This window comes from Streptomyces sp. Go-475, assembly GCF_003330845.1.
Lineage (GTDB): Bacteria > Actinomycetota > Actinomycetes > Streptomycetales > Streptomycetaceae > Streptomyces.
This window is the reverse complement of sequence record NZ_CP026121.1, coordinates 5129151-5142219: the sequence shown is the minus strand read 5'-3', so window position 1 is coordinate 5142219 and position 13069 is coordinate 5129151. Positions and strand designations below refer to the sequence as shown.

Annotated in this window: 9 protein-coding genes and 2 pseudogenes; 4 read left to right on the top strand and 7 right to left on the bottom strand. The window is 66.7% G+C overall.

All coding sequences use genetic code 11. From position 1 onward, the window contains the following. Window positions 1–612: 612 nt before the first annotated feature. Window positions 613–777, bottom strand: a pseudogene (locus C1703_RS40330) (transcriptional regulator); the annotation flags it as partial. 74 nt (window positions 778–851) lie between these two features. Here C1703_RS40330 and C1703_RS39840 point away from each other — a divergent pair. Further along, a pseudogene (locus C1703_RS39840) lies at window positions 852–1148 on the top strand (ATP-binding protein); the annotation flags it as partial. A gap of 295 nt (window positions 1149–1443) precedes the next feature. Further along, on the top strand, window positions 1444–2295 hold the full coding sequence (locus C1703_RS23775; RefSeq protein WP_114254778.1) for a helix-turn-helix domain-containing protein: 852 nt from the start codon (window positions 1444–1446) through the stop codon (window positions 2293–2295). Window positions 2296–2437: 142 nt separating this feature from the next. Here the strand turns inward: C1703_RS23775 and tuf are convergent, their stop codons facing one another. From tuf to C1703_RS23750, 5 genes are all read right to left on the bottom strand, one after another. Further along, the gene (gene tuf, locus C1703_RS23770) at window positions 2438–3631 is read right to left on the bottom strand and encodes an elongation factor Tu (RefSeq protein WP_003992342.1); all 1194 of its coding nucleotides are present in this window, start codon (window positions 3629–3631) and stop codon (window positions 2438–2440) included. A 157-nt stretch (window positions 3632–3788) separates the two neighbouring features. Next, on the bottom strand, window positions 3789–5915 hold the full coding sequence (gene fusA / locus C1703_RS23765) for an elongation factor G (protein WP_114254777.1): 2127 nt from the start codon (window positions 5913–5915) through the stop codon (window positions 3789–3791). Window positions 5916–5954: 39 nt separating this feature from the next. Then, window positions 5955–6425, bottom strand: a complete 471-nt coding sequence (gene rpsG, locus C1703_RS23760; RefSeq protein WP_003998848.1) for a 30S ribosomal protein S7 — start codon at window positions 6423–6425, stop codon at window positions 5955–5957. 2 nt (window positions 6426–6427) lie between these two features. Next, window positions 6428–6799 carry a 30S ribosomal protein S12 gene (rpsL, locus tag C1703_RS23755; RefSeq protein WP_003948652.1) on the bottom strand — a complete coding sequence of 124 codons (372 nt, stop codon included), beginning with the start codon at window positions 6797–6799 and terminating at the stop codon, window positions 6428–6430. 347 nt (window positions 6800–7146) lie between these two features. Then, complete coding sequence (locus tag C1703_RS23750; protein WP_114254776.1) at window positions 7147–7668, bottom strand: DUF1707 and DUF4190 domain-containing protein; 522 nt, start codon at window positions 7666–7668, stop codon at window positions 7147–7149. A gap of 351 nt (window positions 7669–8019) precedes the next feature. Here C1703_RS23750 and C1703_RS39035 point away from each other — a divergent pair, with 351 nt between their 5' ends. Together C1703_RS39035 and C1703_RS39030 are read left to right on the top strand one after the other, a co-directional pair. Next, window positions 8020–8616, top strand: a complete 597-nt coding sequence (locus C1703_RS39035; protein WP_157993158.1) for a hypothetical protein — start codon at window positions 8020–8022, stop codon at window positions 8614–8616. Between the two features lie 8 nt (window positions 8617–8624). Continuing rightward, window positions 8625–9041 carry a hypothetical protein gene (locus C1703_RS39030; RefSeq protein WP_157993157.1) on the top strand — a complete coding sequence of 139 codons (417 nt, stop codon included), beginning with the start codon at window positions 8625–8627 and terminating at the stop codon, window positions 9039–9041. 66 nt (window positions 9042–9107) lie between these two features. Here the strand turns inward: C1703_RS39030 and C1703_RS23740 are convergent, their stop codons facing one another. Then, complete coding sequence (locus C1703_RS23740; protein ID WP_114254774.1) at window positions 9108–13007, bottom strand: DNA-directed RNA polymerase subunit beta'; 3900 nt, start codon at window positions 13005–13007, stop codon at window positions 9108–9110. Window positions 13008–13069: the final 62 nt, after the last annotated feature.

Here is a 13069-nt window from a genome sequence, read left to right as displayed (position 1 = left end):
GTCCTGTCTCTCTTACGCTCTGGAACCCGGTGGATTCCTTCTGCTGCCTTCGTTCCTCCGACCCACGCGGTCGGGCGTGTCGCGCTCCCGCTGACACAGATGTCCCTTGTTCGAACATCCCTGCGGGATTGCACACGGCCCTTCCGGTACCGCGAGCCGGGGGCGGAAGGCCCACCGGGTGCCTGGCCGGTGCCGCGCCGACGCTTCCCGGAAGATTCCCGTACGTCCGCCCCAGTGCTGCCGTGGTGGCAGTTAGGACGACGAGTACTGTGGGACTCGCTTCCGGTCCTCCCGGCGGGAGGCGCGCAGCATCAACACTCGACCGAGCAACTCGGACAGTCTGCCATATGGGGCAGGGGCGACGCCAATCGAGCCGGAGAGAATACCCCGAGGGTGACGAAGGTCAAACCAGGGTCTCGCTGTACCGGGCCATGGCACCGGCCTCCCCGTTCACTCGCTGCTCTTGAACCACGCCGGTTCAGCGTTGCGGATCATTCTCTCCCAGGACGTCCGACGAGCAGGCGGGTTGCCAGGACTCGAACAGGGCCCGTGCGTGGTCCGGGGTCTGCAACAGCCCGTTGATGTTCGGCCGTGACGAGGTACTCCTGCCGGCAGGTCCTCCCCGTACCCCACCGCCGCCCCGAACTCGGCGGCCCGTATCCCCACCCCCTCGCGCCGCAGCTTCAGCTGCCGACCGGCCGTGGCGATGACGGCGACGCCCCACTCGTCGTCCGCCTCGCCCTTGAGCCGCCCCGTCTCCGCCGCCTCGGCCGTCATCCCGCACCCTTCCGTCGTACGACCATGCCTCGGGCGCCCTACCCGTACGCCCGGCCCGGACAGCCCGGACACCACTGGACCTCCAGCTGTCCCCCACCCCACGCGGCGCCCGCCTGGCCCGCCTCCTGGCCACCGAACAACTGCGCTCCTGGGGCCTGCCGTTGGACCCGGCGGCGCAGCTCGTCGCGGAGTTGTCGGCCAACGCCGCAACCCCCGGCCGCATCCCGGGGCGCGACTTCCGCCGGCTTCTCCACGTCGTCGCCGACACCCTCCGCATCGAGGTCACGGACACCTGCGACGACCGACTGCCGACGCTCCGACGCCCCACCCCGGATTCCGAGTCAGGCCGCGGCCTGTTCCTCGTCGTGGCCTGCCCCCGAGCCGATCCGAAGCCGGCCGAAGCACCGGGATCCAACACCTCACGCTCCGGTGCCGCGAGCGGTCTCCCTCAAGGACCACGAGGAGGAAAGAACCCCACCAAACCCCACCCCTCCCGCCCAGGCCGCCGCCTCACTCGCGCGGGTGAACATCGCCAACTCGGCTGGATTCCGGGGCCCTTGCCTGCCCTACGCTCAGCGCAACACAACCGCAGACATGCGACGGCCCCCGCCGGGACGGCAATCCCAGTGCGAGGGCCTGACCACCGAGGAAGAAAGCCCCTTCCTGATGGATACGCAGAACCCTAGCGCGCCCTCGCACGCCCACGCCCGGGTTGCCGGGAAGAAGCACCCGAACCGGCACCCCCACACCGGCCTGGTTCACGACAACACCCGCCACACCACCCGCTTCACGGTGATCGGCAACCACCTCGCCCAGCACGCGGAGCTGTCGCTGCTCGCGATCGGACTGGGCGTGCACATCCAGTCGCTCCCCGCGGGCGCCCAGGTCGACATCAAGTCCCTCGCCGCCCGCTTCCCGGAGGGCACGACCCGTATCGCCGCCGCCCTGCGCGAGCTGGAGGCCCACGGCTACCTGCGGCGCGTACGCGAACGCGTCCCCGGCGGCCGGATCGTCACCCGCACGATCTCCTGCAACCAGCCAGGTCACAGCGGTGCCGACGCCTCCCGCCCGGCCCCCCAGAAACGGACGAGGCCGCCCGGCGGCAAGCGCCTCCCCGCCGTGCCGCACCCGGCCTGCCTCTCCCCCGTCCTGCTCCGGCAGGCCACGGACCTCCTCGCATGCCTCCGCCGCGACGACGCTCGCCTCCTTCTTTCCTCCCACGACGTCGCCCACCTCGCCCCCGGCGTCGCCGCCTGGCTCGAACGCGACGTCTCCCCCGCCGCCGTACGCCGCGCCCTGACCACCGACCTCCCGCCCGGGGCCCTGCACCGCCCGGCCGCCCTCCTGGCCCACCGCCTCACGGCCCAGCTACCGCCCCCGCCCCCGTTCCGCGCCCCCGCGCCACCGCCGGCCACCCGGCACCCGCTTCAGACCTGTGACGGCTGCGACCGGGCCTTCCGCGCACCAGCCCCCGGCCACTGCCGCGATTGCCGATCACATCCCCTGGAGGCCGCTTAGACGGCCTGCCCCTAAACGCGAGCGGCGACGCCCCACCGCACTGAGCCCGTACCCGGACACGGCAAAGGGGCCCGCACGACCGAAGTCGTACGGGCCCCTTCGAGCCACTCAGGTCAGTGGACCCTCAAGCCAGTCCGAAGACTCACTTGTTGATCTTGGTGACCTGGCCGGCGCCCACGGTCCGGCCACCCTCACGGATGGCGAACTTCAGGCCCTCCTCCATGGCGACGGGCTGGATGAGCTCCACCTTCATCTCGGTGTTGTCACCCGGCATGACCATCTCGGTGCCCTCGGGGAGGGTCACCACGCCGGTCACGTCCGTCGTACGGAAGTAGAACTGCGGGCGGTAGTTGTTGAAGAACGGCGTGTGGCGGCCACCCTCGTCCTTGGACAGGATGTAGGCCTGCGCCTCGAACTCCGTGTGCGGGGTGACCGAGCCCGGCTTGATGATGACCTGGCCGCGCTCGACGTCCTCGCGCTTGATGCCACGGAGCAGCAGACCGACGTTCTCACCGGCCTGGCCCTCGTCGAGCAGCTTGCGGAACATCTCGATGCCGGTGACCGTGGTGGTGGTCTTCTCCGGCTTGATGCCGATGATGTCGACGGTCTCGTTGACCTTCAGGACACCACGCTCGATACGGCCGGTGACGACCGTACCGCGACCGGTGATCGTGAAGACGTCCTCGATCGGCATGAGGAACGGCTTGTCGACGTCGCGCTCCGGCTCCGGGATGGCGGTGTCGACGGCGTTCATGAGCTCGAGGACGGAGTTGCCCCACTCCTTGTCGCCCTCGAGGGCCTTCAGAGCGGAGACCTTGACGACGGGAACGTCGTCGCCCGGGAACTCGTACTCGGAGAGGAGCTCACGGACCTCGAGCTCGACGAGCTCCAGGATCTCCTCGTCGTCCACCATGTCGGCCTTGTTCAGGGCGACGACGATGTACGGAACGCCGACCTGGCGGGCCAGGAGCACGTGCTCCTTGGTCTGCGGCATCGGGCCGTCGGTGGCGGCGACCACGAGGATGGCGCCGTCCATCTGCGCCGCACCCGTGATCATGTTCTTGATGTAGTCCGCGTGACCGGGGCAGTCGACGTGGGCGTAGTGACGCGTCTCGGTCTGGTACTCGACGTGCGCGATGGAGATGGTGATACCGCGCTGGCGCTCCTCAGGAGCCTTGTCGATCTGGTCGAAGGCCGAGGCCTCGTTCAGGTCCGGGTACGCGTCGTGCAGCACCTTGGTAATGGCGGCCGTGAGGGTCGTCTTACCGTGGTCGATGTGACCGATGGTGCCGATGTTGACGTGCGGCTTAGTCCGCTCGAACTTCGCCTTCGCCACTGGGGTCCTCCTGTGGAGTGGTTCTGGTACGCCTTACTCATCGGCGCCAGGTGATCTTTGCTGGAAAGCCCGGGCCCCTGGGGCACTCTCACCACGATTGCGGCGGAATGCCCCTCAAGGCTCCGGAGTCAAGCCTACGGCGTGTAGACGCGGTGCGTTACTCGCCCTTGGCCTTCGCGATGATCTCCTCGGCGACGTTCCGGGGAACCTCGGCGTAGGAGTCGAACTGCATGGAGTAGCTCGCACGGCCGGACGTCTTGCTGCGCAGGTCGCCGACGTAGCCGAACATCTCCGAAAGGGGCACGAGGCCCTTCACGACGCGGGCACCGGCCCGCTCCTCCATGGCCTGGATCTGACCACGGCGGGAGTTGATGTCGCCGATGACCTCACCCATGTAGTCCTCGGGCGTGGTGACCTCGACGGCCATCATCGGCTCGAGCAGCACGGGGCTGGCCTTGCGCGCGGCCTCCTTGAAGGCCTGCGAACCGGCGATCTTGAACGCGAGCTCGGAGGAGTCGACCTCGTGGTAGGCACCGTCGAGCAGCGTCACGCGGACACCGGTCATCTCGTAACCGGCGAGGATGCCGAACTGCATGGCCTCCTGCGCACCGGCGTCCACCGAAGGGATGTACTCCTTCGGCACACGGCCACCGGTCACCTTGTTGATGAACTCGTACGAGGCGTCGCCGCCCTCGATCGGCTCGATCGCGATGATGACGCGGGCGAACTGGCCGGTACCACCCGTCTGCTTCTTGTGGGTGAACTCGACCTTCTCGACGGCCTTGCGGATCGTCTCGCGGTAGGCGACCTGCGGCTTGCCGACGTTGGCCTCGACCTTGAACTCACGGCGCATGCGGTCGACCAGCACCTCGAGGTGCAGCTCGCCCATACCGCCGATGATGGTCTGGCCGGTCTCCTCGTCCGAGTGGACCTGGAAGGACGGGTCCTCCTCGGCCAGGCGCTGGATCGCGACGCCCAGCTTCTCCTGGTCGCCCTTCGACTTGGGCTCGATGGCGACCTGGATGACCGGCGCCGGGAAGTCCATGGACTCCAGGATCACCGGGTTCTTGTCGTCGGACAGCGTCTCACCGGTGGTGGTCTGCTTCAGGCCCATGACGGCGACGATGTCGCCGGCGCCCACCGACTCGATCTCCTCACGCTTGTTGGCGTGCATGCGGTAGATCTTGCCGATGCGCTCCTTCTTGCCCTTGACGGAGTTGAGCACCTGCGTGCCCGACTCCAGGCGGCCCGAGTAGACCCGGACGAAGGTGAGCTTGCCGAGGTGCGGGTCGCTCATGATCTTGAACGCGAGCGCGGCGAGGGGCTCCTCGTCCGACGGCTTGCGCGCGATGACCTGCTCCGGGTCCTTGACGTCGTGGCCCTCGATGGCCTCGACGTCGAGCGGGGTGGGCAGGTAGCGCACGACCGCGTCGAGCAGGGGCTGGACGCCCTTGTTCTTGAACGCGGTGCCGCAGAACACGGGGGTGACGGTGGTGCCGCCGCCCTTGCCGGACGCGATGGTGATGCGACGGATCGCGGCGTACAGCTGCTCCACGGTGGGCTCGGTGCCCTCCAGGTACAGCTCCATCAGCTCTTCGTCGTTCTCGGCGACGGCCTCGAGCAGCTTGCCGCGGTACTCCTCGGCAGCCTCGACGTGGGTGTCCGGGATGTCGACGGTGTCGTACATCTCGCCCTTGGTCGCCTCGGCCGACCAGACCAGGGCCTTCATCGTCACGAGGTCGATGACGCCCTTGAAGTCCGCCTCCGCGCCGATCGGCAGCTGCATGACCAGCGGCTGCGCGCCCAGGCGGTCCGAGATCATGTCCACGCAGCGGTGGAACTCGGCACCGGTACGGTCCAGCTTGTTGACGAAGCAGATGCGCGGCACGCCGTAACGGTCGGCCTGACGCCACACCGTCTCGGACTGCGGCTCGACACCGGCGACACCGTCGAACACCGTCACGGCACCGTCGAGCACGCGCAGGGAGCGCTCCACCTCGACGGTGAAGTCGACGTGCCCCGGCGTGTCGATGATGTTGATGGTGTAGTCGTCGCCCTCGAGCGGCCAGTGACAGGTGGTGGCAGCAGAGGTGATCGTGATGCCACGCTCCTGCTCCTGCTCCATCCAGTCCATGGTGGCAGCGCCGTCGTGGACCTCACCGATCTTGTACGAAACGCCGGTGTAGAACAGGATCCGCTCGGTGGTGGTCGTCTTGCCCGCGTCGATGTGGGCCATGATCCCGATGTTGCGGACCCTGGCCAGGTCAAGCGAAGTGGTAGCCATAAGGCTTCAGTCTTCTCTCGGTCTCGATGGGGTCTGCGACTACCAGCGGTAGTGCGCGAAGGCCTTGTTGGACTCGGCCATCTTGTGCGTGTCCTCGCGCTTCTTCACAGCGGCACCCAGGCCGTTGCTGGCGTCGAGGAGCTCGTTGAGCAGACGCTCGGTCATGGTCTTCTCGCGACGGGCGCGGGAGTAACCGACGAGCCAGCGCAGCGCCAGGGTGTTGGCACGGCCGGGCTTGACCTCGACCGGAACCTGGTAGGTGGCACCACCGACACGGCGGGACTTGACCTCGAGGGTCGGCTTGATGTTCTCGAGAGCGCGCTTCAGCGTGATGACCGGGTCGTTGCCGGTCTTCTCGCGCAGGCCCTCCATGGCGCCGTAGACGATGCGCTCGGCGGTGGAGCGCTTGCCGTTCAGCAGCACCTTGTTGATCAGGGAGGTCACCAGAGGAGAGCCGTAGACCGGGTCGATGATGACCGGACGCTTCGGGGCGGGGCCCTTACGAGGCATTCTTACTTCTCCTTCTTGGCGCCGTAACGGCTGCGGGCCTGCTTGCGGTTCTTGACACCCTGGGTGTCGAGGGAGCCGCGGATGATCTTGTAGCGAACACCCGGCAGGTCCTTCACACGGCCGCCGCGCACGAGCACGATGGAGTGCTCCTGCAGGTTGTGTCCCTCACCCGGAATGTAAGCCGTGACCTCGATGCCGCTGGTCAGACGCACACGCGCGACCTTACGGAGGGCCGAGTTCGGCTTCTTCGGGGTGGTCGTGAACACACGCGTGCAGACGCCACGACGCTGAGGGGAACCCTCGAGTGCGGGCGTCTTGTTCTTCTCGACCTTGTCCTGCCGGCCCTTGCGGACCAGCTGCTGGATCGTAGGCACTACTTCTCCGGTTTCTGTGTGCCGATGGGTACAGCTAACCTGGAACGTCGCCGACCCACGCGGTCGGGTGTGTCGAATCCCGCGGACTCCCGCCGCCAGGCAGAATTAAGCGCAGATTACGGTGGCCGGTATCAGCTCGCCGTGCGGTTGAAGGCACGCACGAGAGCCAGGGCACACCCCAGGCACAAGGTCTGAGCGTACCTATCGCATTCGCTGCGGTCAAAACAAATGGGCGCCGCCCGCATCGCCAGGCGGGACATGTCAAGACCCTCGGCCGTTGTCGATCTTCAATTCAGTGGTGGCTGTCCGATTCGCACACATTCCTTGCAGGTGAGTGCTGCGCACGGTCAGCCAGCCGCGACGGACACCACGGTGAGCAACACCAGGACGAGTGCCCAGCCTGCCGTGGACAACCATCCGAGCACCAGTCCGGTCAGCGCGAGGCCGTCCCCCAGCTCCCCGCGGCTGCGGATCTCGGCCCGCGCCACATGCCCCAGGACGACGGCCGGGATCCCGGTCAGCCCCATGCTCGGCACACACAGCAGCCCGCACACCGCGGCGGCGACCGCTTTCCCGTTCGTCTGCGCCCGCGGCACCGGCAGGAACGCCGGCGGCACGGACACGGTAGGCACCGACTGCGGCACCGGCCCCTGCGGCAGATCGGCGACGAGCAGCGCCAGCTCCCCCACGGTCCGCGCGGCATACGCCCGCGCCACCCGCTTCTCGAACTCCCCGTGCTCCATCCGCCCCTCGCCGTACCCCGCTCTGAGCACGTCCACGGCCCGCTCCCGATCGGCGTGCGAGGCGAGCATCGACGGCACCCTGGACCCCTGCCAGGGCTGCCAGGACGGATAGGGCGGCTGCGACACGGAGCACCTCCCCGGGACCGGAGTCCTTCCATGATGCGCCACACCTGGCAAAGATGCCCGTACCGCGCCCCGATCCGTGACGGCAGGCCGGGCGAATCATGGCTGATTACCTTCCGTCCCCTCCTGCGGACCAGCGCTAGCATCTCACCGGACTTACTCGGTCACCTCAAAAGCTAGTGGGGGAAACTTTTGGAGGCGGCGCGTGTTCTGTTCGGCCTGGCAGCACCACTGGTCGTGTCCTGGGAGCGCAAGTGGTTCTCGACTCGCCCCGGAATGACAGTTTGCTCCACAGTCGTGTACGGCAGTTACACGATCGCCCCATACGTGCGGGAAGCCAGACCATGGTGCGCGTTGACGGCCGTCACATTTCTGGCAATCGGTTGCATCCTACTGTCCCGCAACTCCTCCATACCCGCCGCGGGATTCTCCATAAAGACTCCGCTTTTCCCAGCGCCTATCAGCGCCAGCAAACGCGCGGGATACCTTTCCATAACGCTTGCGATTATTGTCGGCCTGTGGACTGCCTGGAGCAAGCTCGCTTCAATCGGAAGCGACTTGTTGCACAATGACACGCTGGCCGTGATGTCGTCCGCCTTGCTGATCGCCGTATTCGGCGGAGGCGCATTGGTCAAGAAGGCCACCGACCCGGTAGTCGAGGAGGTCTACGCCCTCCCGGACGGCCAGAACAGAGACTCCGCTCTGGCACTGATCCGCAGCGGCGGCAGAGTCATCGGCCTCATCGAACGGGGCCTCCTCTTCGCCTTCCTGGCCGCAGGCCAGCCAGATGCCGCGGCGCTGGTGCTGGCGGCCAAGGCGTTGGCGCGTGCTCCGGTCGATCACGTCAACCACGCATCCAAGTACTTCCTCGTCGGTACGCTGGCCAGCGTCATCGCGGCCTTGGCCATGAGCATCGCTGCACGCGCGGCAGTTGGGCTGCCGATACTCTAGGGGATTCTTTGGAAATCAGGCAGCACCCATTCATTCGGGAACTAATTTCTCTGGGCCTGCCGTCGATCGACTATGTAGTCGCCGGCAGTGGGCCTCTGCTCGCACACGGCCTTCGCCAAGACATCGGCGATCTCGACATCGTTGCAAGAAATGATGCCTGGAAGATCGCACTCAGCATGGGGGAAGCGACGGTTCCCCCTTCTGGGCACGGTTTGATGGTGGTGCTCTTCGGTGGCCACATCGAAATCTTCGATCGATGGCTCCCGGGGACACAGGATGCAGACACCTTGATCGGTTCGGCGGAGCTGATAGACGGAATTCCTTTCTGCCCGCTCGTCGATGTACTTGAGTGGAAGAGAAGGTCCGATCGCCCCAAGGATCGAGAAGATGTCGAACTGATTGAAAACTACATGGGAACCGTTTGAGGGTTCCGAGAAACGCCGAAGGGCGGTCACCCCGCAGGATGACCGCCCTCGGATCAAGCGACTCGCTTACTGGTTGTACGGACCGTAGTCGTAGTCCTCCAGCGGAACGGCCTGGCCGGAGCCCGTGCCGAACGGCGAGTAGTCGATGTCGTCGTAGCCGACGGCCGAGTACATCGCGGCCTTGGCCTCCTCGGTCGGCTCGACCCGGATGTTGCGGTAGCGGGACAGACCCGTACCGGCCGGGATGAGCTTACCGATGATGACGTTCTCCTTGAGGCCGATGAGGCTGTCGGACTTGGCGTTGATCGCCGCGTCCGTCAGGACTCGGGTCGTCTCCTGGAAGGAGGCGGCCGACAGCCAGGACTCCGTGGCCAGCGAGGCCTTGGTGATACCCATGAGCTGCGGACGACCGGAGGCCGGGTGACCGCCCTCCTGGACCACACGACGGTTCTCGTGCTCGAACTTCGAGCGCTCGACCAGCTCGCCGGGCAGCAGCTCGGCGTCGCCGGACTCGATGATCGTCACGCGGCGCAGCATCTGCCGGATGATGATCTCGATGTGCTTGTCGTGGATCGACACACCCTGCGAGTTGTACACCTTCTGGACCTCGCCGACCAGGTGGACCTGGACGGCACGCTGGCCCAGGATGCGCAGCACGTCGTGCGGGTTGGTGGCACCCACGGTGAGCTTCTGGCCCACCTCGACGTGCTCGCCCTCGCTGACCAGGAGTCGGGCGCGCTTCGAGATCGGGTACGCCGTCTCGTCGCTGCCGTCGTCCGGCGTGATGACGATCTTCTTGGTCTTCTCGGTCTCCTCGATCCGCACGCGGCCGGAGGCCTCGGAGATCGGGGCGACACCCTTCGGGGTACGGGCCTCGAAGAGCTCGACGACACGCGGCAGACCCTGGGTGATGTCGTCACCGGCCACACCACCGGTGTGGAAGGTACGCATCGTCAGCTGGGTACCGGGCTCACCGATGGACTGGGCGGCGATGATGCCGACCGCCTCACCGATGTCGACCAGCTTGCCGGTGGCCAGCGAACGGCCGTAGCACATCGCGCAGGTGCCGACGGCGGACTCGCAGGTCAGGACCGAGCGGGTCTTGACCTCCTCGACGCCGCGCTGCACGAGCTCCTCGATGAGGACGTCGCCCAGGTCGGTACCGGCCGGGGCCAGCACCTGCCCGTCCACGACGATGTCCTCGGCGAGGCAGCGCGCGTACACGGAGGTCTCGACGTTCTCCGTCTTGATCAGCGCGCCCTCGGCGTTCCGGTCGGCGATCTTCAGACGCAGACCGCGCTCGGTGCCGCAGTCCTCCTCGCGAATGATGACGTCCTGGGAGACGTCGACCAGACGACGCGTGAGGTAACCCGAGTCGGCGGTACGCAGAGCGGTGTCCGCCAGACCCTTACGGGCACCGTGCGTGGAGATGAAGTACTCCAGCACGGACAGGCCCTCACGGAAGGACGCCTTGATCGGACGCGGGATCGTCTCGTTCTTCGCGTTCGACACCAGACCACGCATACCGGCGATCTGACGCATCTGCATCATGTTGCCTCGTGCACCCGAGTTCACCATCATGAAGATCGGGTTGGTCTTCGGGAAGTTGTCGTTCATCGCCTCGGCGACCTCGTTGGTCGCCTTGGTCCAGATCGCGATGAGTTCCTGCGTGCGCTCGTCCTTGGTGATCAGACCGCGCTCGTACTGCTTCTGGACCTTCTCGTCCTGCGCCTCGTACCCGCGGACGATCTCCTTCTTCGCCTCGGGAACGACGACGTCGGAGATGGCGACGGTGACGCCGGAGCGGGTGGCCCAGTAGAAGCCGGCCGCCTTCAGGTTGTCGAGCGTCGCCGCCACGATGACCTTCGGGTAGCGCTCGGCGAGGTCGTTGACGATCTCGGAGAGCTGCTTCTTGCCGACCTCGTAGTCGACGAACGGGTAGTCCTCGGGCAGCAGCTCGTTGAAGAGCGCGCGGCCCAGCGTGGTGTTCAGCCGGAAGCTGTCACCCTGCTGCCACTCGGGCTCGCCCTCCTCGCGCGCCGGCGGGGTCCAGCCGCGCGGCGGGATGGTGCCGACCGGGAAGCGGACGTCGATCCGCGACTGGAGCGACAGCTCGCCCGCGTCGAAGGCCATGATCGCCTCGGCGACCGAGGCGAAGGAACGGCCCTCGCCCTTCAGCTCGCGCATCTCGCCGTCGGTGGTGAGGAAGAACAGACCGAGGACCATGTCCTGGGTCGGCATCGTCACCGGACGGCCGTCGGCGGGCTTGAGGATGTTGTTCGAGGACAGCATCAGGATGCGGGCCTCGGCCTGCGCCTCCGCGGAGAGCGGCAGGTGGACGGCCATCTGGTCACCGTCGAAGTCCGCGTTGAACGCGGTGCAGACGAGCGGGTGGATCTGGATGGCCTTGCCCTCGACCAGCTGCGGCTCGAAGGCCTGGATGCCGAGGCGGTGCAGCGTGGGCGCACGGTTCAGCAGAACCGGGTGCTCCGCGATGACCTCTTCCAGCACGTCGTACACGACCGTGCGGCCGCGCTCGACCATGCGCTTGGCGCTCTTGATGTTCTGCGCGTGGTTCAGGTCGACCAGACGCTTCATCACGAACGGCTTGAAGAGCTCCAGCGCCATCGCCTTCGGCAGACCGCACTGGTGCAGCTTCAGCTGCGGACCGACGACGATCACGGAACGCGCGGAGTAGTCCACACGCTTACCGAGCAGGTTCTGACGGAAGCGACCCTGCTTACCCTTCAGCATGTCGCTGAGGGACTTCAGCGGGCGGTTACCCGGACCGGTGACCGGGCGACCACGACGACCGTTGTCGAAGAGGGCGTCAACAGCCTCCTGAAGCATGCGCTTCTCGTTGTTGACGATGATCTCCGGAGCACCCAGGTCCAGCAGGCGCTTCAGACGGTTGTTGCGGTTGATCACACGGCGGTACAGGTCGTTCAGGTCGGAGGTCGCGAAGCGGCCACCGTCCAGCTGCACCATCGGACGCAGGTCCGGCGGGATGACCGGCACGCAGTCGAGCACCATGCCCTTCGGGCTGTTGCTGGTCTGCAGGAACGCCGAGACGACCTTCAGGCGCTTGAGCGCACGGGTCTTCTTCTGGCCCTTGCCGGTGCGGATGATCTCGCGGAGCTTCTCGGCCTCCTCGTCGAGGTCGAAGGACTCCAGGCGCTTCTGCAGCGCCGCGGCACCCATCGAGCCGTCGAAGTACGTGCCGAAGCGGTCACGCAGCTCGCGGTAGAGCAGCTCGTCGCCCTCCAGGTCCTGGACCTTGAGGTTCTTGAAGCGGTTCCACACCTCGTCGAGACGGTCGATCTCGCGCTGCGCGCGGTCGCGCAGCTGCTTCATCTCGCGCTCGGCACCCTCGCGCACCTTGCGGCGCACGTCGGCCTTGGCGCCCTCGGCCTCCAGCTCGGCCAGGTCGGTCTCGAGCTTCTTGGCGCGGGCCTCCAGGTCGGCGTCGCGGCGCTGCTCGATCTGCTGGCGCTCGACGGAGACGTGGGCCTCCAGCGAGGGCAGGTCGCGGGTGCGGCGCTCCTCGTCGACGTACGTGATCATGTACGCCGCGAAGTAGATGACCTTCTCCAGGTCCTTCGGGGCGAGGTCGAGCAGGTAGCCCAGACGCGAGGGAACGCCCTTGAAGTACCAGATGTGCGTGACGGGAGCGGCCAGCTCGATGTGGCCCATCCGCTCACGGCGCACCTTGGCGCGAGTCACCTCGACGCCGCAGCGCTCACAGATGATGCCCTTGAAGCGGACGCGCTTGTACTTGCCGCAGTAGCACTCCCAGTCCCGGGTCGGACCGAAGATCTTCTCGCAGAAGAGTCCGTCCTTCTCGGGCTTGAGCGTGCGGTAGTTGATGGTCTCGGGCTTCTTGACCTCGCCGTGGCTCCACTGACGGATGTCGTCAGCGGTAGCCAGACCGATCCGGAGCTCGTCGAAGAAGTTGACGTCGAGCACTATGCGTCAATCCCTCTCAGGGTTGTAAGTCTGTGGTCTGAAACGGGGGTCCTGGGGCCGGC

Coding starts and splice junctions, on each gene's coding strand:
- C1703_RS23775 (WP_114254778.1), top strand. CDS start 1,444: ATGGATACGCAGAACCCTAGCGCGCCCTCGCACGCCCACGCCCGGGTT.
- fusA (WP_114254777.1), bottom strand. CDS start 5,915: ATGGCTACCACTTCGCTTGACCTGGCCAGGGTCCGCAACATCGGGATC.
- rpsG (WP_003998848.1), bottom strand. CDS start 6,425: ATGCCTCGTAAGGGCCCCGCCCCGAAGCGTCCGGTCATCATCGACCCG.